General features: G+C 71.3%; 19 protein-coding genes. 11 read left to right on the top strand and 8 right to left on the bottom strand.

What is annotated here, in order from left to right; genetic code table 11:
- Positions 1–10 precede the first annotated feature (10 nt).
- Positions 11–1348 (bottom strand): sensor histidine kinase, encoded by a 1338-nt coding sequence (locus tag ACZ61C_RS14220; protein ID WP_465306539.1) that lies wholly within the window; start codon positions 1346–1348, stop codon positions 11–13.
- Between the two features lie 101 nt (positions 1349–1449).
- A complete protein-coding gene (locus ACZ61C_RS14215) occupies positions 1450–2892 on the bottom strand; it encodes a CCA tRNA nucleotidyltransferase (protein ID WP_465306537.1) in 1443 nt (480 codons plus the stop codon).
- A 100-nt stretch (positions 2893–2992) separates the two neighbouring features.
- On the opposite strand from ACZ61C_RS14215, the gene ACZ61C_RS14210 reads away from it, so the two are divergent.
- A complete protein-coding gene (locus ACZ61C_RS14210; protein ID WP_465306535.1) occupies positions 2993–3535 on the top strand; it encodes an NUDIX hydrolase in 543 nt (180 codons plus the stop codon).
- On the top strand, positions 3532–5685 hold the full coding sequence (locus ACZ61C_RS14205; RefSeq protein WP_465306533.1) for a DUF6049 family protein: 2154 nt from the start codon (positions 3532–3534) through the stop codon (positions 5683–5685). Before ACZ61C_RS14210 ends, ACZ61C_RS14205 begins: the two co-directional genes overlap by 4 nt.
- A gap of 125 nt (positions 5686–5810) precedes the next feature.
- Here ACZ61C_RS14205 and ACZ61C_RS14200 read toward each other — a convergent pair whose 3' ends face one another.
- The gene (locus tag ACZ61C_RS14200; RefSeq protein WP_465306531.1) at positions 5811–5969 is read right to left on the bottom strand and encodes a hypothetical protein; all 159 of its coding nucleotides are present in this window, start codon (positions 5967–5969) and stop codon (positions 5811–5813) included.
- Positions 5970–6932: 963 nt separating this feature from the next.
- Between ACZ61C_RS14200 and murJ the strand changes: the two genes are divergently transcribed.
- The 7 genes from murJ to ACZ61C_RS14165 all read left to right on the top strand — a co-directional run bounded on the left by murJ (position 6933) and on the right by ACZ61C_RS14165 (position 14650).
- On the top strand, positions 6933–8654 hold the full coding sequence (gene murJ, locus ACZ61C_RS14195) for a murein biosynthesis integral membrane protein MurJ (RefSeq protein ID WP_465307032.1): 1722 nt from the start codon (positions 6933–6935) through the stop codon (positions 8652–8654).
- 80 nt (positions 8655–8734) lie between these two features.
- On the top strand, positions 8735–10324 hold the full coding sequence (locus ACZ61C_RS14190) for a protein kinase family protein (protein WP_465306529.1): 1590 nt from the start codon (positions 8735–8737) through the stop codon (positions 10322–10324).
- Between the two features lie 31 nt (positions 10325–10355).
- Positions 10356–10979, top strand: coding sequence for an RNA polymerase sigma factor SigM (sigM, locus tag ACZ61C_RS14185; protein ID WP_086679039.1), 624 nt, complete (start codon positions 10356–10358; stop codon positions 10977–10979).
- Positions 10976–11761: a hypothetical protein gene (locus ACZ61C_RS14180; protein ID WP_465306527.1), complete on the top strand. Its 786-nt coding sequence runs from the start codon at positions 10976–10978 to the stop codon at positions 11759–11761. The genes sigM and ACZ61C_RS14180 overlap by 4 nt, the downstream gene beginning before the upstream one ends.
- 103 nt (positions 11762–11864) lie before the next feature.
- Positions 11865–12857: a thioredoxin-disulfide reductase gene (gene trxB, locus ACZ61C_RS14175; RefSeq protein ID WP_465306525.1), complete on the top strand. Its 993-nt coding sequence runs from the start codon at positions 11865–11867 to the stop codon at positions 12855–12857.
- 34 nt (positions 12858–12891) lie between these two features.
- Positions 12892–13215, top strand: coding sequence for a thioredoxin (gene trxA / locus ACZ61C_RS14170; RefSeq protein ID WP_247016298.1), 324 nt, complete (start codon positions 12892–12894; stop codon positions 13213–13215).
- Between the two features lie 286 nt (positions 13216–13501).
- Positions 13502–14650 (top strand): N-acetylmuramoyl-L-alanine amidase, encoded by a 1149-nt coding sequence (locus ACZ61C_RS14165; protein ID WP_465306523.1) that lies wholly within the window; start codon positions 13502–13504, stop codon positions 14648–14650.
- Positions 14651–15023: 373 nt separating this feature from the next.
- On the opposite strand, the gene ACZ61C_RS14160 is transcribed toward ACZ61C_RS14165, so the two are convergent.
- Positions 15024–15668 carry a GNAT family N-acetyltransferase gene (locus tag ACZ61C_RS14160; protein WP_257922727.1) on the bottom strand — a complete coding sequence of 215 codons (645 nt, stop codon included), beginning with the start codon at positions 15666–15668 and terminating at the stop codon, positions 15024–15026.
- 212 nt (positions 15669–15880) lie between these two features.
- Between ACZ61C_RS14160 and ACZ61C_RS14155 the strand changes: the two genes are divergently transcribed.
- Both ACZ61C_RS14155 and ACZ61C_RS14150 read left to right on the top strand, forming a co-directional pair.
- Positions 15881–17200, top strand: a complete 1320-nt coding sequence (locus ACZ61C_RS14155) for an aminotransferase-like domain-containing protein (RefSeq protein WP_465306520.1) — start codon at positions 15881–15883, stop codon at positions 17198–17200.
- A gap of 24 nt (positions 17201–17224) precedes the next feature.
- A complete protein-coding gene (locus tag ACZ61C_RS14150) occupies positions 17225–18169 on the top strand; it encodes a D-alanine--D-alanine ligase family protein (protein ID WP_465306518.1) in 945 nt (314 codons plus the stop codon).
- Between the two features lie 388 nt (positions 18170–18557).
- Here ACZ61C_RS14150 and ACZ61C_RS14145 read toward each other — a convergent pair whose 3' ends face one another.
- The 4 genes from ACZ61C_RS14145 to ACZ61C_RS14130 form a co-directional block, all read right to left on the bottom strand.
- On the bottom strand, positions 18558–19559 hold the full coding sequence (locus ACZ61C_RS14145) for a ParB/RepB/Spo0J family partition protein (RefSeq protein ID WP_465306516.1): 1002 nt from the start codon (positions 19557–19559) through the stop codon (positions 18558–18560).
- Positions 19556–20482: a ParA family protein gene (locus ACZ61C_RS14140; protein WP_465306515.1), complete on the bottom strand. Its 927-nt coding sequence runs from the start codon at positions 20480–20482 to the stop codon at positions 19556–19558. The genes ACZ61C_RS14145 and ACZ61C_RS14140 overlap by 4 nt, the downstream gene beginning before the upstream one ends.
- Before the next feature lie 79 nt (positions 20483–20561).
- Positions 20562–21233 carry a 16S rRNA (guanine(527)-N(7))-methyltransferase RsmG gene (gene rsmG, locus ACZ61C_RS14135; protein ID WP_465306513.1) on the bottom strand — a complete coding sequence of 224 codons (672 nt, stop codon included), beginning with the start codon at positions 21231–21233 and terminating at the stop codon, positions 20562–20564.
- A 332-nt stretch (positions 21234–21565) separates the two neighbouring features.
- Positions 21566–22126: a Jag family protein gene (locus tag ACZ61C_RS14130; RefSeq protein ID WP_465306511.1), complete on the bottom strand. Its 561-nt coding sequence runs from the start codon at positions 22124–22126 to the stop codon at positions 21566–21568.
- Positions 22127–22136 lie beyond the last annotated feature (10 nt).

Genomic DNA, 22136 nt, shown 5'->3' with positions numbered 1-22136 from the left:
TCAGGAGATATCAGAAGGGCACCCAGAGCGTCACCCGGGTGCCCCCGCCGGGGAGGCCCGATTCGACCAGTGACGTCCCGCCGACCTCCGCCAGCCGGGCGGTGATCGACTCGCTGATGCCGAACCCGGCCGGGCGCTCGGCCGGGCTGAACCCGGTGCCGTGGTCGCGGGTGATGACGGCGATGCCGCCTTCGCGTTCCTCGACCCGCACCACGACCCGGTCGGTGCCCGAGTGCTTCATCGTGTTTCGCAGGGCCTCGCGCACGGCGTCGCGGATCGCGATCTGGCGGACCTCCGACAGCGTGTCGTCGTCGAGCTCGGCCACCACGAGCTGGGCGCGCAGCCCGTCCCGCGCCATCTCGGCGGCGAGCGCGGCCAGCTTCTCGCCCAGCGGCCGGGCGCCCGCCTCGGCCCGCTCGGACGCCGCCGACTCGATCGTGTGCCGGATCTCCATCGCCTGCGCACGGGCCAGCCGCTGGATCTCGACCAGCCGCTCCTCCGGGTTCGTGGTGCCGGACAGCGCCATCGCCTCGAGGGTCTGCAGCACGGTGTCGTGCAGCATCCGGTGCTGCTGGGCGCGCTCGGCGAGCCGGCCGTTGCGCGTGCCGTAGGCCAGGGCCAGCCGGGTGCCGAGGCCGGTGAGCACCAGCGCGGCGGCCGCCAAGAACAGCTCGGCGAGCAACGCCGAGAAGGTCGAGAACGCCGCTCCGACGTGGAACTGACCGGTGTTGACCCAGTTCGCGAGCATCCGCAGCGGGAAGCTCGCCAACCCGAACACCAGCCCGCTGGGCGCGCCGACCGCGAGCGTCAGCAGTCCGGCCTCGCCGAGGAGGTGGACGCTGCTGACCGCCAGCGCGTCGAAGTACGCCTCGGACGGCACGGTCAGCGCGAGCACCAGCGGGGAGAGCACGGTGAAGACCAGGTCGACGGCCAGCAGCTTCCCGGCGTCCCGGCCGCGGAACGGCGCCGAACGGAACATCCAGCGGAAGCCGATCACGTTCAGCGCGACCGACAGCAGGGTGAACACCCCGACCGGCAGCAGCCCGGTCGAGCCGTGCTGGAAGAGGAAGACCCCGAACTGACCGGGCACGGCCAGCAGCCGGAAGGCCAGCGGGATGAGCACGACGTACCGGGTGGCGCGCAGCAGCAAGCCGTCACGCCGGGTCGGGTCGATCGGCCCGGCTATCTTCGAGATGCGCTTCAGCGCGTGGATCGGGGTGGGATCGCCGACCTCGTCGGACAGCTCGCTGGTCGCCGTCGCGATGGCGGGCGCGCCCTGCCGCAGCAGCGCCACGAAGAAGCTGCCCGAGGTCACCGGTTCGGGGGCGTCGGGCGCTTCGGTGGACATGGCGCGGACACCCCCTGATCACATCGGTGAGCCGAGGTGGGGAGTATCACCGATTCGTGGCGAACTGGTCCAGCTTTCCGACGAATTGACGGCCTGGATGATCAGGAGTCGCCGATTCCTTGCTCGGCAGCCCACTTCTTCAGCTCGGCCACGGCGTCGTCGTGCTCCAGCGGGCCGCGGTCCAGGCGCAGCTCCTTGAGGAACTTCCACGCCTTGCCGACGTCCGGCCCCGGCCGCAGGCCGAGCAGCTCCATGATCTGCTCGCCGTTGAGGTCCGGCCGCACGCGGTCGAGGTCCTCCTTGGCCTTGAGCGCGGCGATGCGGGCCTCGAGGTCGTCGTAGGTCGCCTGCAGCGCGGCCGCCTTGCGGCGGTTGCGCGTGGTGCAGTCGGCGCGGACGAGCTTGTGCAGCCGGGTCAGCAGCGGGCCGGCGTCGGTGACGTACCGGCGGACCGCCGAGTCCGTCCACTCGCCCTTGCCGTAGCCGTGGAACCGCAGGTGGAGGAACACGAGCTGGGAGACGTCGTCGATGATCTCCTTGGAGAACTTCAGCGCCCGCAAACGTTTGCGGGCCATCCGCGCCCCGACCACCTCGTGGTGGTGGAAGCTCACCCCGCCGCCCGGCTGGAACTCGCGGGTCGCGGGCTTGCCGGCGTCGTGCAGCAGCGCCGCCAGCCGCAGGATCAGGTCCGGCTCCGACGTCGGCTCGTGCGACTTCTCCAGCTCGATCGCCTGGGCCAGCACGGTCAGCGAGTGCTGGTAGACGTCCTTGTGCTGGTGGTGCTCGTCGATCGCCAGCCGCATCCCGGGCACCTCGGGCAGCACCCGGTCGGCCAGCCCGGTGTCGACCAGCAGCTCCAGGCCCGGCCGCGGGTCGTCCGCGAGCAGCAGCTTCGACAGCTCGGCCTGCACGCGCTCGGCGGTGATCCGGTCGATCTCGCCGGCCATCGACGCCATCGCGTCGACCACCCGGGGCGCCGCCGTGAAGCCCAGCTGCGCGGCGAAGCGGGCGGCCCGCAGCATCCGCAGCGGGTCGTCGGCGAACGACTCCTGCGGGGTCGCCGGGGTGTCCAGCACCTTCTCCCGCAGCGCGCCCAGCCCGTCGTGCGGGTCGATGAACGTCTTCGTCGCCAGCTCGACGGCCATCGCGTTGACCGTGAAGTCGCGGCGCAGGAGGTCACCCTCGATGCTGTCGCCGAAGGTGACCTCGGGGTTGCGGCCGACGCGGTCGTAGCTGTCCGCGCGGAACGTCGTGATCTCGAGCTGCATGCCCTTCTTCGTCACGCCGACCGTGCCGAAGGCGATCCCGACGTCCCAGACCGCGTCGCCCCACTCGCTGACGATCTTCAGCACCCGGTCGGGCCGGGCGTCGGTGGTGAAGTCGAGATCGCCGGACCGCCGGCCGAGGAGCGCGTCGCGCACGCTCCCGCCGACGAGGTACAGGCGGTGCCCGGCCCGGGCGAACCGCTCGGCCAGCTCGTCCGCCAGGGGGGAGAGCCGCATCAGCTCGACCACCGCGTTCTCCTTGGCGACCACGTCGTTCACGAAGATCCCACTACTTGTCGGGTGCGATTACTACAGGCACCACCGGACAGGACACGGAGAGCCAGCCTACCGGGGCAACCGTTTGCTCTAGCATCGCAGCATGTCTGGATCAGCCGGCCGTCCCGGCGCCTCGAAGCCGCGGAGGCGGCGGAGGCGTCAGCGCGGCAGGCGCCTGACCACGGTCGACGAGACGTCGGCCGGTGGCCTCGTGATGGACGCGGCGCGCGAACAGGCGGTGCTGATCGGCCGGCTCGACCGGCACGGCAGACTGCTGTGGTCGCTGCCCAAGGGCCACATCGAGGACGGTGAAACGGTGGAACAGACGGCCGTGCGCGAGGTCAAGGAGGAAACCGGCATCTCCGCGCGCGTCCTGCGGCCACTGGGCACCATCGACTACTGGTTCGTGGCCGAGCGGCGGCGCATCCACAAGACCGTCCACCACTTCCTGCTCGAAGCGCTCGGCGGGGAACTCTCCGACGAAGACGTCGAGGTCACCGAGGTGGCCTGGGTCCCGCTGGCCGAGCTGGAGACCAAACTCGCCTACTCCGACGAACGCAAGCTCGTCCGGAAGGCCAAGGAACTTTTCGCGCGCCCGGACGTCCACGGACGAGACGAGCACGCCCCTGAGGGAGCCCCCGAGTGAAGCGGTTCGCCGCAGCCTTCCTTTCCGTCCTCTTCCTGGCCGTCCCCGCCCTCGCCGGAGCCACGGTGGCCCAGGCCGAAGAAGGCGCCCGACTGCGCGTCGAGCTCGACGCGCTCAACCCGCGCGTGATCACCGGTTCGACCACCACCTTGACCGTCACCGGCACGGTGACCAACACCGGCGACCGCAAGGTCAACCGGCCGCAGGTGCGGCTGCAGGTCGGCGACCGGGTCACGACCTCGCGCGGGGTCAACGACGTGCTGTCCGGCGCCGTCATCAAGGACACCCCGCTGACCGACTTCAGCTCGGTCGCGGACGCGCTGGAGCCCGGCCAGAGCGCGCCGCTGGACATCTCGGTCGACCTGACCGGCTCGAAGGCGCTGTTCGGCCGGCCCGGCGTCTACCCGCTGCTGGTGAACGTCAACGGCACCCCGGAGTTCGGCGGGGCGGCCCGCCTCGGCGCGGTCAGCATGCTGATGCCGGTGCTGGCCGGGCCGGGCAAGCCGGCCGGGCACGCGGCAGGCGGCGCGCCGAGCATGACCCTGCTCTGGCCGCTGACCAGCAGCGTCCCGCAGGTCTACGCGGCGCCGTACGGCCAGCCGCTGGTGCTGCGCGACGACCGGCTCGCCGACGAGATCGCCCCGGACGGGCGGCTGAACGCGCTGGTCACCGCCGCGGCCAAGGCCGTGCACGGCGACGCGAGCCTGGCGAAGTCGATGTGTTTCGCACTCGACCCGGACCTCCTGGCGACCGTCGACGCGATGGGCCGCGGCTACCAGGTGCACACGGAGAACGGGAACATCGACGGCAAGGGCGTCCAGAGCGCGAAGACGTGGCTGACCGAGCTGCGCTCCCTGCTGACCGGCCGGTGCGCGGTCGCCCTGCCGTTCGCCGACGCCGACCTCAACACCGTCTCGCGGATCCGTCCCGGCGACCCGATCCTGGTCGCTCAGGCGGCCGCGGCCGCCGCCACGATCCAGCAGCTGGCCGGGGTCACCCCGCAGACCGGCGTGCTCTGGCCGGACGGCACGCTCAACGAAGCCGTGCTGACCGCGCTGACCCAGGCCGGCGTCAAGACCGTGCTGACGGACGCGGCGAAGCTCGCCCCCGCCGGCGCGGGTGGCGGTGTCACCGTGCAGGGCGGCACCGTCCGGGCCCAGCCGACGGACTCGCTGATCTCCGCGGCCATGACCGGCGTGCCGAGCGTGCCGGACTCCGTCACCGTCGCCGCGAACACCGAACGGGCGATCTCCAGCCAGAACGGGCTCGGCGCGCTCGCCTTCCGGGCCGGCCTCGGTGTGCCGGCCGGGCAGGAGCGCCCGAACCACCTGCTCGTCGCGCCGCCGCGGCGGTGGGACGCCCCGGCGGCCGAGCTCACCGCGTACCTGCAGCAGATCGGCGGCTTCCTCGACACCGGCGTGGTCACGGCGGCCTCGCTCCCGTCGCTGCTGGACGCCGATCCGCAGGGCTCCGGCGCGGTCGGCGACGGCGGTCAGAACCCCGACGCGGGCATCGACCCGGCCGTCGTCTCGACGCTGGCGACGCTCGACGACCAGGCCACCGGCATGGCGTCGGCGATGCAGCTGGACCCGACCAAGCGGGTGAAGCCGGAGGACGTCGTCGCGTCGGTCCGGCTGGCCGAGCTGCGCGGCGCCTCCACCGGCTGGCGGGGCCTGCCCGCCGACGCGGCGACCGCGAACGCGCGGGCCGAGATCGCGGCCATCGGCGACCGGGTGAGCGTCCGGCAGCCGCAGCAGACCATCGCGCTGGCGTCCGGCAACTCCCCGCTGCCGGTGTACGTGGTGAACGACCTGCCGGTCGGGATCACCGCGCGGTTCTCGCTCAACAACAACACGGGCCTGCGCACGGACGACCGCAAGGAGGTGTCGTTCCCGGCGGGCGGCGGGCGGCAGTACTTCCTCCCGGTGGAAGCGCTGCGGGCCGGCCGGTTCAGCGTCGATGTGTCGTTGAGCACGCCCACCGGTACCCCGCTCGGGTCATCCGCGCGGTTCGAACTGACGTCCACGGAGTACGGCGCGATCACGATCATCGCGACCGTCGCCGCAGGTGTGGCACTGCTTCTGCTCGCCTCGCGGCGCATCTACCGGAGGGTGAAGGACGCCCGGACGGGTCGCGACGTCGTCGACTGATCCGTCGGCCTTTGAGTGCTTCGGCCGGTTCCCGATTACCCTTGGTCCGCACGTGCGCGGCACCGGGCCGCGGCGGCGGGGTTCGAGCACCGAGGATTGGGCACGCGTTGGAGAGAGAGCCGGGCTTACCACCCGAGCGTGCGAGTCGTCCTCGGCGCGAAGGCGCTCCGCCCCCGCACCGGGGTGACGGGCCGCCGCGTGCCGGGCAGCCGGTCCGCCGCCAGCCTCCGCCGCAGCAGCCGCCGCCGGAGCGCGGCCGCCGTCAGCCGTCGCGCAACGGCCACACCCGCCACCTGCCGACCCCCGACGAGCCCCCGGCCCGCGACAAGCGCGCCCGGCGCGAGGACGTTCCGCCCCGGCGAGCACCCCGCGACGAAGCTCCGCCGCGCCCCGCCCGCGACGACGCCCCGCCCCGGCGGCCGGTCCGTGAGGACGGTCCGCCGCGCCGCCAGGGCCGCCCGGCTCGCGACGACGGTCCTGTGCGCGAAGGCCGCCCAGTCCGCGACGGCCGCCCGCCACGGGACGACTTGCCGCCTCGCGACGGCCGACCGATCCGCGAAGACGGTCCCGTCCGCGACGGCCGCCCACCCCGAGATGACATGCCGCCCCGCGACGGCCGACCGATCCGCGAAGACGGTCCCGTCCGCGAGGGTCGTCCCCTCCGCGACGACGGCCTGGTCCGCGAGGGCAGGTCACCTCGCGACGACATGCCTCCTCGCGACGGCAGGCCCGCCCGAGACGACGGGCCTCCGCGCGAGGCGTGGCCCGTCAACGACGAAGCCCCGGTACGCGACGACGCCCCCGGCCGCCCGGCCCGGCGCGTCCCGCCGCCGCAGGGTCCACCCCCGCAAGGCCCGCCGCCCCAGGGGCCACCGCCGCAAGGCCCGCCCCCGCGCGGCGGGCAGCCGCCCCGGGCGGCCGGTGGTCCGGCGCCCACCCGCGTCCAGCCCGTGCCGCCCCCGCCCGGTCAGCCCGGTCAGCCACCGGCCCAGCCGCCCGCCGGACCGCCGTCGGCGCAGGGCCGCCTGCCGCAGCCCGCGCCGCCGCTGCCGCCGCCCGCGACCCCGCCGCCGGGCACCCCGGCGCCCGGCGTCCCCGCTCCCGGCACCCCGGCGTCCGGTGTTCCCGTGCCGCCGCGCGGTCGCGGGTCACGGCGTCCGGCGCCGGTCCGGCCGTGGCAGGAGGAGGCCCAGCGGCCACCCGACCCGGAGGCGACGCGGTTCATCCCGCGCACCGCCGGCGTCCCCATGAACTCGCGCTGGCCGGTCGCCGACCCGGACGTCATGCGCCCGTACGACGCGCTGGCCACCCAGGTCATGCCGGCGCTCAAGACGCCGCTCGTCAAGCCGGTCGAGCCCGGCAAGGAGGCGGCGCCGGCGAAGGCGCCGTCGCTGGCGAAGGCGTCCGGCCGGATGGCGATCGCGTCGCTGATCAGCCGGATCACCGGCTTCCTGTGGAAGCTGCTGCTGGTCGGCGCGATCGGCCAGGGCATCGCGAACGACTCGTTCAACGTCGCGAACACGATGCCGAACATCATCTTCGAGCTGCTGATGGGCGGGGTGCTCGCCAGCGTGGTGGTGCCGCTGCTGGTGCGCTCGCAGGACGATCCCGACGGCGGCGCGGCCTACACCCAGCGCCTGATCACGGTGGCGTTCTCGCTGCTGCTGGTGGGCACGGTGGTCGCGGTGCTCGCGGCGCCGGCGTTCACCAGCCTCTACGTCGACGGCTCCGGCAAGGCCAGCTCCGGCCTGACCACGGCGTTCGCCTACCTGCTGCTGCCCGAGATCTTCTTCTACGGCGTGTTCGCGCTGCTCTCGGCGGTGCTGAACGCCAAGCAGATCTTCGGCCCGACGGCCTGGGCGCCGGTGATCAACAACCTGGTCGTCATCTTCACGATCCTCGTCGTGTGGATCATGCCGGGGGACATCAACACCGACCAGCCGTCGATCTTCGACCCGAAGGTGCTGACGCTCGGCATCGGCGTCACCGGCGGCATCGTCGCCCAGGCCATCCTGCTGGTGCCGCCGCTGCTGCGGTCGGGCTTCCGGTTCAAGTGGCGCTGGGGCATCGACAAGCAGATGAAGGAGTTCGGCGGCCTCGCGCTGTGGATCCTCGGGTACGTCGCGGTGAGCCAGGTCGGGTACACGATCAACACGCGCGTCCTGACCAGCGGTTCACCCGGTGGTGTGACCGCGTACAGCAACGCCTGGCTGCTCTTCCAGCTCCCGTACGGCGTCATCGGCGTCTCGCTGCTGACCGCGATCATGCCGCGGATGAGCCGCGCGGCCGCCGACGGCGACCACAAGAAGCTGATCGGCGACCTCTCGTACGCGTCCCGCATGTCGACGGTGATGCTGGTGCCGATCTCCGCGGTGATGACCGTGGTCGGCGGCTCGATCGGCATCGCGCTGTTCACCTTCGGCAAGGGCACTGTCGACACCGCCGAGCGGCTCGGCGACGCGCTCGCGATCTCGGCGTTCGCGCTGCTGCCGTACGCGCTGGTCATGCTCCAGATGCGCGTGTTCTACGCGATGAAGGACGCCCGCACACCGACGTTGATCATGATCGTGATGACGCTGGTCAAGGTTCCGCTGCTGTACCTGTGCCCGGTGCTGCTGTCGCCGGACAACGTCGTGCTCGGTGTCATGATGGTGAACGCGCTGACGTTCGTCGTCGGCGCGATCCTCGGCCAGGTGTGGCTCTGGGTGACGCTGGGCAACCTGCGGAGCAAGCGGGTGATCGGCGTGATCCTGTTCACGGTCGTGGCGAGCGCGCTCGGTGTTGGCGCGGCCTGGGTCGTCGGGCAGGTCGTGCCGGACTCGTTCGGGCCGACTTTGGGGGCCTGGGTCAAGCTTTTCCTGCAGGGCATCGTCGGGATCGCGGTCTCGTTCGGGATCTTGATGGCCCTGAAGGTGGAGGAGCTGAAACCGGCCACATCCAGGTTCACCCGGTTGATCAAGCGCGGGTAACGATTCCGGTACGGAAGGCGACGACTCCCGCGTCGTATTCTGGGTAACCTTGGCGGGGGAGCTAACGGGAGAGAGTGCGGGTGGACACGAGGCGGAGCGAACAGGCGGGGGGTGCGAACCACGTGGGCAAGGCCCAGGTCGGATCGCTGGCCCCCGGGCGTGTGGTCGGCGACGGCCGCTACCGCCTCCTCGCGCAGTTCGGCGTGGACGAGCGGGGGGACGCGCACCTTTGGCGTGCGCGGGACGGGCAGCTGAAGCGTGATGTCGCGCTGACGCTGCTGGTCGGCGACCCCGCCGACCCGGAGGCGGCGCGGCTCGCGCGGCGCACCCTCGAACGCGCGACACACGCGTCGAAGTTCGGGCACGGCGGTGTCGCCCGGGTGCTCGACGTGCTCGCGCTCGGCAGCGGCATCACCTCGAGCGAAGGCCTGCTCGGGGTCGTCGTCGCGGAGTGGACCAAGGGCAGCGACCTGGTCGACCTCGTCGCGCAGCGGCCGGTGGCGCCCGCCGCGGCCGCGCGGATGGTGCAGGCGCTGGCCGAAGCCGTCGAGCAGGCCCACCAGAACGGGCTCGTGCTCGGCCTCGACCACCCCCAGCGGCTGCGGCTGACGCCGAACGGCGCGTTGAAGCTCGCGTTCCCCGGCCCGCTGCCGGAGGCGACGCTGCGCGACGACGTCAAGGCGCTCGGCGCGGTCCTCTACCTGCTGCTCACCGGACGCTGGGCGCTGCCCGGCGGCCCGCCCGCCATCCAGCCGGCGCCGACCACCCCGCAGGGCGGGATCGTGCCGCCGCGGCAGCTGATCCCGACGGTGCCGGCCGACCTGTCGTCGCTGGCCGTCCGCACGATCGAGGACGGCGGCAACGGCGGCATCCGCACCAGCGCGGCCATCCTCCGGATGCTCGACCAGGTGGCCGAAGAGGAAGAGCGCACCCAGCTGATCAAGGCCGTCGGCGGTGACCCGGCCGAGGGCGAAGGCACGGTCTGGACGACGAAGAAGCCGGTCAAGGACGTCGCCCGGCGGCGCAAGCTCGCGCTGGGCGTCACCGTGCTGGTGGTCGCGACCGTCGTCATCCTCGCCTGGGGCGGGCTGATGCTGATCAACGTCTTCCAGGGCGACTCGAAGGCAAGCGGGCCGACGATCAACGTCGCCGCGCCGCCGGCGTCGAGCCAGCCGGCCGGGCAGCCGCCCGCGTCGAGCCAGCCCGCGCCGCCGCCGTCGCCCGCCGTGGGCGCCGCGGTGAAGCCGCAGGCCGTTGCGGTCTACAACCCCGAGGGCAAGGGCGACAACACCGCGCGGGCGAAGTACGCGACCGACGACAAGCCCGAGACGCAGTGGCGGACCGAGCAGTACAAGCAGCAGTTCCCGGTCATCAAGCCGGGTGTCGGGCTGGTCGTCACCTTCAAGGACCCGATCAACCTCAGCCAGGTGAAGATCGGCGGCGGCACGCCGGGCACCAAGGTCGAGATCCGCTCGGCGACCGAGAAGAACCCCGACCTGGCCGACACGAAGGTCGTCGGCAACGGCGACCTGAAGGACGGCGACACGACGATCGCACTGGCCCAGCCCACGCAGGGTGAGTACTTCATCGTCTGGATCACCGCTCTGGGTGGTGAGGACGGCAAGTTCCAGACGGAAATCGCCGACCTGACCTTCCTGCCTGCGGGGTGACGCGCCCGGGGAGGTCAGTAGGCTCTCCCGGGTGACAGCTGCAGCTCCCACGGATGCGGATCTGATAGCGGCTCACGCCGCGGGGGACCCTCATGCGTTCAGCGAACTCGTCCAGCGACATCGCGACCGCATGTGGGCGGTCGCCCTGCGCACGGTCCGGGACCCGGAGGAGGCCGCCGACGCGTTGCAGGACGCGTTCATCTCGGCGTTCCGCGCCGCCGACAAGTTCCGGGCGGAGTCGCAGGTCACGACGTGGCTGCACCGGATCGTGGTGAACGCCTGCCTCGACCGGATCCGCCGCCGCCAGGCGCGGCCGACCGTGCCGCTGCCGGAGACGGGCTTCAACGAGCCGGCGACCCCGCGCGACTCGATGGCCGAGCGCGAGACGAGCCTGCTCGTCCGGGAGGCGCTCGACCAGCTGCCGGAGGACCAGCGGGCCCCGATCGTGCTCGTCGACGTCGAGGGGTACTCCGTCGCCGAGACCGCGAAGATGCTCGGGATCGCCGAAGGCACCGTGAAGAGCCGGTGCGCGCGGGGCCGCGGAAAACTCGCGAAGGTTCTCGGACACCTGCGGAACCCCGATGCGATTGCGAACGTCCCAACTCACGAAAGCAAACGGGCCGGGCGCCAGCCGGGTAGCGGGGAGGGACGATGACGGACGAAAGCCGGGGGATCGGGGGGACCGTCGGTCCGCCCTGGTCCGTCGACGTGCTCGCCGACCTCCACGCCGGCGTGCTGGACGACGCCCAGGCGGCGGAACTGTGGCCGCTGGTCGACGCCGACCCGGAAGCCCGCGCGATCCTGGACGCCCTCGACGCCACGCAGGCCGACCTGGCGGCGTTCGCCGACGCGCCGGCCCCGCCGATGCCCGCGGAGTTCGCGGCCCGGCTGGACGCGGCTCTGGCCGCCGAAGCAGCCGCCAAGTTTCCGTCGCCGCGCACGGCACCGGAGCAGGCCGGGTCCGGGCACGCCCCGGTGGTGGACCTCGCGGCGGCCCGGCGACGCCGGAACAAGCGGCTCGGCTGGGGCGCCGGGATCCTGACCGCGGCCGCGGCGGCCGTCGTCGCGGTGACGGTCGCCATCCCCAGCACGTCGCAGCAGACGGGCACGCCGAACGTCGCCGCCCCGCCGCCGTCGGGTCCGACGGTCGGCAGCGACGGCAGCGGCGCGCAGGCCCTCATCGGCAAGGCGGTCGGCGTCCGCGACTTCGGCCCGCTGCAGACCGAAGACCGGCTGGACGCGTGCATCGCGGCCGCCGGGCTCGACCCGAAGGTGCGGCCGGAGGGCATCCGCCCGGTCAACGTCGGCGGCAAGGCCGGCGTCATGATCATCCTGACCACCGGGAAGCTGGCTCAGTTCCGCCTGGTCGCGTTCGGCGCGGACTGCGGACCGGGCAACCCGGCGGTGCTGTTCGACAAGATCGTCGGCGAGAAGTAACCGCACCACCGAGGAGACGAGTAGCGGCTGTCACCCCTGGGAACATGGCCACCTACGATCGTGTTAACCCTGGTACACGGGTCACTACGAGCGGAGGTCACGGGTGGCTGCCGAGGAAATCAGGAACCTGATCATCGTCGGGTCGGGTCCTGCCGGATACACCGCTGCCGTTTACGCGGCACGGGCCCAGCTGGAACCGTTGGTGTTCGAGGGCACGCAGTTCGGCGGCGCGCTGATGACGACGACCGAGGTGGAGAACTTCCCCGGGTTCCGTGACGGCATCATGGGTCCGGACCTGATGGAGGAGATGCGCAAGCAGGCCGAGCGCTTCGGCGCCGAGCTGCGCGCGGAGGACGTCGAGTCGCTGGAGCTGACCGGGGACGTGAAGTACGTCCACGCGAACGGCAAGCGCTACGCCGCGCGTGCGGTCGTCCTCGCCATGGGTGCCGCGGCGCGGTACCTGAACGTGCCGGGTGAGCAGGAGCTGCTCGGGCGCGGTGTCTCGGCCTGTGCGACCTGTGACGGCTTCTTCTTCCGCGACCACGACATCGTGGTCGCCGGCGGCGGCGACTCGGCGATGGAGGAGGCGACCTTCCTGACGAAGTTCGCGAAGTCCGTCACCGTGGTGCACCGGCGCGACGAGTTCCGCGCGTCGAAGATCATGCTCGAGCGTGCCCGCGCAAACGAGAAGATCAAGTGGCAGCTGAACTCGCAAATCACCGGCGTGGTCGGCGACGGCAAGGTCGAGGGCCTGAAGATCAAGGACACCAAGGACGGCTCCGAGTCGACCCTGGACGTCTCGGGTTTCTTCGTCGCGATCGGGCACGACCCCCGCAGCCAGCTGGTGAAGGGGCAGGTCGACCTGGACGAGGACGGTTACGTCATCACCCAGGGCCGCAGTTCCTACACGAACCTGGACGGCGTCTTCGCCGCCGGTGACCTGGTGGACCGCACCTACCGCCAGGCGATCACCGCGTCGGGTTCGGGCTGCAGCGCCGCGATCGACGCGGAACGCTGGCTGGCGGAGCACGGCGAATCGGACGCGCACGAAGCGGCCGAGCTCGTCGGCGGCGGCTACGGCGCGGGCACCAACTGACTTTCCGGCGTACAAACCACCTGAAGGAGAAACCATGACCAACACCGTGAAGGTCACCGACGCGACGTTTGTCGACGAGGTCCTGACCAGCGAAAAGCCGGTTCTGGTCGACTTCTGGGCCACCTGGTGCGGGCCGTGCAAGATGGTCGCCCCGGTGCTCGAGGAGATCGCGGCCGAGAACGGCGAGAAGCTGACCATCGCCAAGATCGACATCGACGAGAACCCGAACACGCCGCGTGACTACCAGGTGATGTCGATCCCGACGCTGATCCTGTTCCAGGGCGGCAAGCCGGTGAAGCAGATCGTGGGCGCGAAGCCGAAGGCCGCGCTGCTGTCGGATCTCGCCGACGTCCTCTGAGCGCAGACCCACCCGGCGGACCCGGGGCCTGCAGGAACCCCTCCTGTGGACCCCGGGTCCGTCGCCGTTCGGGGTAATCCCGCCCGTGTGGGTGAATGCTGCGTGACGAGGGCCACTGAAGGTGCGCCACGATCGGGCGCTTGACGTACCTACCGGGCCTGCGCTGTCACCGAGAGTTGGCAAGGCACAATAGAAGACCTGAGCACGTCTCAGTGATGGTTTTCCCGAAGTTTTCTGCCCCGCGCCGAACCCCCCGAGTCGGTGCCTTAGGAAGAGCGAGGAGTGCATGCGGGTACTCCGCCGCGGTGACGCCGGTCCGGACGTCGCCGAGATCAGGTCCATCCTGGCCGGGATGGACCTGCTCCCGCCGGTCTCCGGCACCGACGACTACGACACGTTCGACGTCGCCGTCGAAGGCGCCGTCCGTGCCTTCCAGCAACGCCGTGGGCTGATGACCGACGGCATCGTGGGCCCGGCGACGTTCCAGGCGCTCAAGGGCGCCAGCTACCACCTGGGCAGCCGTCCGCTGTCGTACATGATCGCGTCGCCGGTGCACGGCGACGACGTCTTCACGCTGCAGGAGCGGCTGACCGAGCTCGGCTTCGACGCCGGCCGCCCCGACGGGTACTTCGGCCCCGCCACCGAGCGCGCGCTCAAGACGTTCCAGCGCGACATGCGGCTGACGCCGGACGGCATGTGCGGCCCGGCGACCATCCGCGAGCTGCACCGCCTGTCCTCGCCGCGGGCCCGCGGCGGGCGCCCCGTGTTCCTGCGCGAGCAGGAGCAGGTGCGCCAGGCCGGCCCGCGCCTGCGCGGCAAGCGCATCGTGATCGACCCGGGCCACGGCGGTGACGACCTCGGTGTGGTCGCCGGCGGCCTGCGTGAGGCCGACATCGCGTGGGACCTCGCGCGGCGGCTCGAAGGCCGGATGAAGGCCACGGGCATGGAGGCGCTGATCTCCCGCGGCCCGAACCACAGCCCGACCGAGCTCGAGCGCGCCAAGTTCGCGAACGACGCCGGCGCGGACTTGTTCCTGTCCCTGCACAGCGACAAGAACCCGTCGCCACGCGCGCAGGGTGTCGCGAGCTTCCACTTCGGCAACGGCAACGGCACGACGTCCACGGTGGGCGAGCTGCTGGCCGGCTTCATCCAGCGTGAGGTCGCGGCCCGCACGGGCCTGCAGGACAACCGCACGCACTACAAGTCGTGGGACATCTTCACCCGCACGCGCTGCCCGGCGGTCCGGATCGAGATCGGCTACCTGACGAACCCGGACGACGCCCGCAAGCTCGGTGACCCGGCCTTCCGCGACATCGTCGCCGAGGGCATCCTGATCGCCGTCAAGCGCCTGTACCTGCTCGGCGAGGGCGACCAGCCGACGGGCACGTTCACGTTCGCGGACGTCCTCGCGCACGAGCTCGCGAAGGCCGAGTAGGCCCGACCACAACCCCTAGCGGCTCACCTTCACCTGCCCCACCACACCTGGGGACGCAGCACGTGCGTCCCCAGGTTTTCGGGCAGTTCTCCACAGCTTGTCCACCGCTCCTATCAGCGCTCTGTGGATAACTCGGCACTTCTTCCACAGTTGTGCACGCACGACGAAATCCGCTGTTACGCCCTTGCTGGACCGCCGGCGCAAACGTTTGCGCCGGGGGTAGTACCGCATGTCCGGAACTTCCCTGGCCGAGGGAGGAACGTGGGCGGGGACTGGGGCATGGTGACCAACGCCGTACGGACCGGCACCTGCCCGAGCTGACCGCCGGCCTCGCCGCGGTCGTAGCGGGAGGCAGCGCGAGCGGTGCCCGAGGTCAGGCGCGGCCGAGACTGGGCTCGGCGGTGGTGATCGTCACCTGGCCGAGCAGCCGCTCCAGCGCCGCCTCGACGTCTTCCTTCCAGGTGATCGCCGAGCGCAGCTCGAGGCGCAGGCGCGGCCACTTCTGGTGCGGTCGGACGGTCTTGAACCCGACGCTCTGCAGGAACGCGGCCGGCAGCACGCAGCTGTGCCCGCCGTCCGGGTCCGTCTCGTCGGGACGCGCGTCGCCGAACGCCTCGATCGCGCGGACACCGCGCTTGGTGAGGTCCTTGGCGACCGCCTGGACCAGCATCCGGCCGAGCCCGCCACCGCGGAACTCGGGAAGGACCTGGAACGCCGTCAGCAGCACCGCGTCGGCGCTCGGCGGGGACGTCGGGAAGGCCAGCGAGCGCGGGACGGCGTTCGGCGGGGCGTACAGCACGAACCCGACCGGCAGCGTGTCGCTGTAGACGATGCGGCCGCAGGAGCCCCACTCGAGCAGGACGCTGGAGACCCAGGCTTCCTTTTCGACCTCGGTGGCGCCGAACTCCTCGGCCTGGTTCTTCAGGTGCGGGGCCAGCTCCCAGTACACACACTGCCGACAGCTCTTCGGCAGGTGCTCGAGGTTGTCCAGTGTGACGCCCACGACGCGACGTGACACCCGCGACCTCCCTGACCTGCGCTCCCGACGGGCTGCCCGGCCGTCAAGCCGCGCGGAACCACAGCACGAACACGGGAGCCAGCACCGATGGTAGGCCGATGTGACAAGCACCGAAAGGCCAGGGGGCCTGGATGGGTGCCCGGTTACACTCGATGGGATCCATCTGCTCCCGCGGGAGTGACCGTGTCCACCGAGCCCCGGGTGAATCGTCGATGACCGAGAACCGCCCCAGCAAGCCGCAAAGCGGCCGCCAGAACCTCGACCCGCACCTCGAGCGGTACGCCGCGCGCACCGCCGGGATGACCGCTTCCGAGATCCGGGCCCTGTTCGCGGTGGCCAGCCGGCCCGAGGTCGTCTCGCTGGCCGGTGGCATGCCGAACCTGGCCGCGCTCCCGCTCGACACGCTCTCGGCGCAGGTGGCGGAGATCATCGCCGAAGACGGGCTCGTCGCCCTGCAGTACGGCTCGGCGCACGGCGTCCCGGTGCTGCGGGAGCAGATCTGCGAGATCATGGCGCTGGAGGGCATCAAGGCGCACCCGGACGACGTCGTGGTGACCGTCGGCTCCCAGATGGGCCTGGACATGGTCACGCGGCTGTTCTGCGACCCGGGTGACGTCGTCATCGCCGAAGGCCCCTCGTACGTCGGCGCGCTGGGCTCGTTCGCCGCGTACCAGGCGCAGGTCGTGCACGTCGCCATGGACGAGAACGGCCTGGTCCCGGAGCTGCTGCGTGAAGCGCTCGCGCAGACGGAGAAGGCCGGGCGCCGGGTCAAGTTCCTCTACACGATCCCGAACTTCCACAACCCCGCCGGCGTCACGCTGGCCGTCGAGCGCCGCGCGGAGATCCTCGAGATCTGCCGCGACCACGGCGTGCTCGTGGTCGAAGACAACCCGTACGGGTTGCTCGGCTTCGACGGCCAGACCTACCCGGCGCTGCGCTCGACGGACCCCGACAACGTCGTGTACCTCGGCTCGTTCTCCAAGACGTTCGCCTCGGGCCTGCGCGTCGGCTGGGTGCTCGCGCCGCACGCCGTGCGCGAAAAGCTCGTGCTCGCCGCGGAGTCGGCGACGCTCTGCCCGCCGACGTTCAACCAGATGATCGTCTCGCGCTACCTGGCCACGCACGACTGGAAGGGCCAGATCAAGAAGTTCCGCGAGAACTACCGCGAGCGCCGCGACGCGATGCTGTCCGCGCTCGACCAGTACCTGCCCGCGGGCTGTTCCTGGACCAAGCCGGACGGCGGTTTCTACGTCTGGGTGACGGTGCCGGAAGGCGTCGACACGAAGGCGATGCTGCCGCGCGCGGTGACGGCGCGGGTGGCGTACGCGTCCGGGACCGGCTTCTACGCCGACGGTTTCGGCAGCCGCCAGATGCGCCTGTCCTACTGCTACCCGACGCCGGAGCGGATCCGCGAGGGCGTCCGGCGGCTGGCCGCCGTGCTGGAGTCCGAAATGGACCTCGCGCGCACCTTCGGTAGCGTGGGCTCGCGCCAGATCCAGGGACCGCAGAACCCGTCCCCGGACACGGTCTGAGTTTCTACCTAAGGAGTTTCCACGGTGGTCGACCGTACCGTTGCCGTGCTCGCCGGCGGGCTTTCGCACGAACGCGACGTCTCGCTGAGGTCCGGGCGGCGGCTCTCCGCGGCGCTGAAGTCCGAGGGCCTCGGCATCGAGGAGTGGGACACCGACGCGGGGCTGCTGGAGCGCCTGCGCACGCAGCGGCCGGACGCGGTGGTCGTCGCCCTCCACGGCGGCGAGGGTGAGAACGGTTCGGTGCAGACGGTCCTGGAGATGCTGGAGGTGCCGTTCGTCGGCACCGGCTCCCAGGGCTGCCGCCGCGCGTGGGACAAGCCGACCGCCAAGGCGCTGATCGAGAACGCCGGGTTCGTGACGCCGGCGTGGGCGGTGCTGCCGCACAGCACGTTCCGCGAGCTCGGCGCCCAGGCGGTGCTCGACGCGATGGTCGAGCGGCTCGGCCTCCCGCTGATCCTCAAGCCGGACCAGGGTGGCTCGGCGCTCGGCACCCAGGTGGTGCGCGAAGCGGCGGAACTGCCCGCGGCGATGGTCGGCTGCTTCGCGTACGGCGACACGGTGCTCGCCGAGCGGTTCGTGGACGGCGTCGAGGTGGCCGTGACGGTCATCGAGGGCGCGGACGGGCCCGAGGCCCTCCCCGCGGTCGAGATCGTCCCGGAGAGCGGCGTGTACGACTACACGGCCCGCTACACGGCCGGCCTGACCGACTTCTTCACGCCGGCCCGGCTCGACGACGCCGCGGCCAAGGCGGCGGCCGAGCTCGCCGTCGCCGCGCACCGCGTCCTCGGGCTGCGTGACATCTCCCGGACGGACGCGATCGTCGCCGCGGACGGCACGGTGCACTTCCTCGAGGTGAACCCGTCGCCGGGGCTCACCGAGACGTCGACGGTGCCGATGGCGATCGAGGCGGCGGGCAAGTCACTCGGCACGGTGTTCGCCGACCTGATCGGGCGCGCGATCTCCCGCTGAGTCAGCTTTCCCAGTACGGACGGAAGTGGTCGGCCACCTGGTCGGCCACTTTTTCTGTGTCTTGGGAGCCGTCGACTTCGAGCACCCGGATGCGCACGCAGGTCGTCGACCGCTCACTCGAACCGCTGCGCGAAGATCTCACGCGCGTCGGCCGCCATCTCCTCCGGCGAGCGGCGGACCCGGTTCCGCTCCGGATCGCGCTCGACGGGTGCCGGATCGCGAGCAGGCCGGGCGACCGTCGACTTCCCGGCCCACTGCCCGGCCCCGATCCAGAGCGCACGGCCGAGCGTTCCGGTCGGATCTCACACGCTTCCCCCTCGTAGCTCAGCGTCGCCACGGTGTCGGCGGTCCGCAATCATCACCGTGACGAAACGCCCTGGGGTGATCCCTAATCGGTTTTCGGCGTCTGATTCGTCCCATTCGCATCGATGATCGCGACGATCCGCTCGAGGTCGTCGACCGACCCGAACTCGAGCGTGATCCGCCCCTTGCGCCGGCCGAGGTCGACCTTCACGCGGGTGTCGAACCGGTCCGAGAGGCGGTTCGCGAGCTCCTGCAGACCCGGCGCCTGGATCGGCTTGCGCGCCACGGGCTTCGGCTTGGCCGGCTTCTCGCTCTTCTTGAGCGTGACGGCTTCCTCGGTCGCCCGGACCGACATGCCTTCCGCGATGATGCGCGCGGCGAGCTCTTCCTGGCTGTCGGCGTCCTCCAGCGAGAGCAACGCGCGCGCGTGCCCGGCGGACAGGACCCCCGCGGCGACCCGGCGCTGCACCGGCAGAGGGAGCTTGAGGAGCCGGATAGTGTTGGTGATGACCGGGCGGCTGCGGCCGATCCGGCTCGCCAGCTCCTCGTGCGTGACCGCGAACTCGTCGAGCAGCTGCTGGTACGCCGCCGCCTCTTCGAGCGGGTTCAGCTGGACGCGGTGGATGTTCTCCAGGAGCGCGTCGCGCAGCATCGACTCGTCGGCGGTCTGCCGGACGATCGCCGGGATCGCTTCGAGCTCGGCCTGTTGCGACGCGCGCAGCCGGCGCTCGCCCATGACGAGCTCGTACTCACCCTCGCCGAGCTCGCGGACCACGATGGGCTGCATGAGCCCGAACTCGCGGATCGAGTGCTCGAGCTCGGAGAGCGCGTCCTCGTCGAAGACCTGGCGCGGCTGCTTCGGGTTGGGCTTGACCGAGCCGACCGGGATCTCGCGGTAGACCGCGCCGGCGACCTCGCCGCTGTGCTGCTTCGCCTGACCGTTGGCCGCGAACCAGCCCTTGTCCTCGGCCGCCTTCGCGTCCGCCGCAGCGCCGTCGGCGGGCGCCGGCAGGGAACCGCCGCCCGCCGGTCCCGTCGGGATGAGGGCGGCCAGGCCACGCCCCAACCCACCTCTGCGCTCGGTCATGTCGAACTACCCCTCTCCATCTGTGCGCCGCGCTCGGCGATCTCCTTCGCCGCGTCGACGTAGCTCATCGCGCCGCGCGAACCGGGATCGTAAGCGAGCACGGTCTGGCCGTACCCGGGCGCCTCGGACACCTTCACGCTGCGGGGGATGACGGTCTTCAGCACGGTGTCGCCGAAGTGGTTCCGGACCTCGTTCGTCACCTGGTCGGCCAGCTTGGTCCGGCCGTCGTACATGGTGAGGAGGATCGTCGAGACGCGGAGCTCGCGGTTGAGGTGCTGCTGCACGAGCTCGATGTTGCTCAGCAGCTGCCCGAGGCCCTCCAGCGCGTAGTACTCGCACTGGATCGGGATGAGCACCTCCTGCGCGGCGACCATCGCGTTGACCGTCAGCAGGCCGAGCGACGGCGGGCAGTCGATGAAGACGTAGTCGACGCCGATCTCGTTGAGGATCTCCGAGGAGATCGCCTCCTTGAGCCGCGACTCGCGCGACGCCATCGAGACGAGCTCGATCTCGGCACCTGCGAGGTCGATCGTCGCGGGGACGCAGAAGAGGTTCGGGGACTGCTCGGTGGGCTGGGCCGCCTCCGCGAGCGTCACCTCGCCGATGAGGACTTCGTAGATCGAGGGCGTCCCGGACCGGTGGTCGACGTCGAGCGCGGTGCTCGCGTTGCCCTGCGGGTCTAGGTCGACCACGAGCGTCTTGAGCCCGTGGACGGCGAGCGCGGCTGCGAGGTTGACCGTGCTCGTGGTCTTGCCGACGCCGCCCTTCTGGTTGGCGACGGTCAGCACGCGACGGCGTCCGGGGCGGGGGAGTTCCCCCTCCTTCGGGTGCAGCAGACGTGCGGCGCGGGCGGCTTCTTCGGCGATCGGGGTCCAGCCCACGTCGGGGGTGGTCTCCGTGGAGTCGGACGGCGGGGGATTCACCGGTCTCGACACCTCCTCCATTTAGACGTCTGGTCGGTGGTCGAGTCGCGTCGTTTCACGTGGAACATGGCGCGGCTCGTTAGCGCTTCCTACTCCGCGCCTTCGGCGGCAGGCGGCGGATCTTCACGACCGTGCTGGGGACCTCTAGTACTGCGGTGCCGCATTCGACGATCAGCGGAGCGGCCCCGCCGGCTTTACTGATGGCGGCGCCGTCCCGCTCGATCTCGTCCGCCGCGCTGGCGCCCTTGAGGGCGACCAGGAAGCCGTCGGGACGGACCAGCGGAAGGCACCAGTCCGCGAGCCGGGCCAGCGGGGCGACCGCGCGAGCGGTGACGATGTCGGCGCCACCGAGCTGCTCACGCACAGGCCGCTCCTCCGCGCGTCCACGGACGATGGTGATCGGGAGTTCCAGCTTCTCGGCCACCTCGGCCAGCCAGTCCACCCGGCGGGCCATCGGTTCGAGCAAGACGATATCGAGGTCCGGTCGCGCGATCGCGAGCGGTACACCCGGAAGCCCCGCGCCGGACCCGACGTCGACGACCCGAGCCCCCTCGGGCATCTGCTCGCCGATCACCGCCGAGTTGAGCACGTGCCGCTCCCACAGCCGCTCGACCTCCCGCGGCCCGATCAGCCCCCGCTCGACCCCGTGACTCTCCAGGAGTTCGACATACCCAGCCGCTTGGTCCACCCGCGCACCGAACACCCGCTCCGCCGCGGCCCGCACCGCCACCGCGGCCTGCTCCAAGCTCACTCCGTCTACTCCTCGTCCGCGCGTTTCACGTGAAACGGCGCTCGTTCGATTGTCCCTGATGTCGAGTCGAAAACGAGCCGACAGACCGCAGATGTGGACAACTCCACTCGCGCAGTGCACTCGCCGGAGGCCCGGGAGCCCGTTCCACGTGAAACATCGCGGCGACGCGCCCCGCCGGCGGTCGCTCGGCTGCGTGCGACGCCGACCCACCCGGCTCACGTTCCACGTGAAACCTCACGGCTGTAATTCACCCGTGCGCCCGGCACCGGCACCGGCACAAAAAAGCGGCCCCACCCGAACCAGTCGGATGGGGCCGCTCCAAGAACCGAAGCTCAGGACTCCGGGAAGATCACCACGCGCCGCTTCGGGTCTTCACCCTCGCTCTCGCTCGTGACGCCCGAGACCGTTGCCACCGCGTCGTGGACCACCTTGCGCTCGAACGGGCTCATCGGCTGGAGCCGCACCCGCTCGCCGCTCGACAGCACCGACTCCGCCGTCGAACGGCCGAGCTCGCGCAGCTCCTCGCGGCGGTCCGCACGCCAGCCCGCGATGTCCAGCATCAGCCGGCTGCGGGAGCCGGTCTCCTGCTGGACCGCCAGGCGGGTCAGCTCCTGCAACGCCTCGAGCACCGTGCCGCGCGGGCCGACGAGCTTCTCGAGGTCCTCGCCGCCATCGATGCTCACGATCGCGCGGCCCGCTTCGACGTCCAGGTCGATGTCGCCGTCGTAGTCGAGGAGGTCCAGCAGGCGCTCGAGGTAGTCGCCCGCGATGTCGCCCTCCTGGACGAGGACGTCGTCGCCACCTCCCGCCTTCTGCTCTCCCGCCTCCTCGCCGGCCGCACCCGGCGTTGTGTCGTCCTGATCGGCTTCGATCTTGTCGATCGTCTCCGACATCATTCGTCTC

The organism is Amycolatopsis sp. NPDC104587 (genome assembly GCF_055583645.1).
Note: the sequence above shows the minus strand (reverse complement) of the source record. Positions and strands in the feature narration are given on the sequence as shown.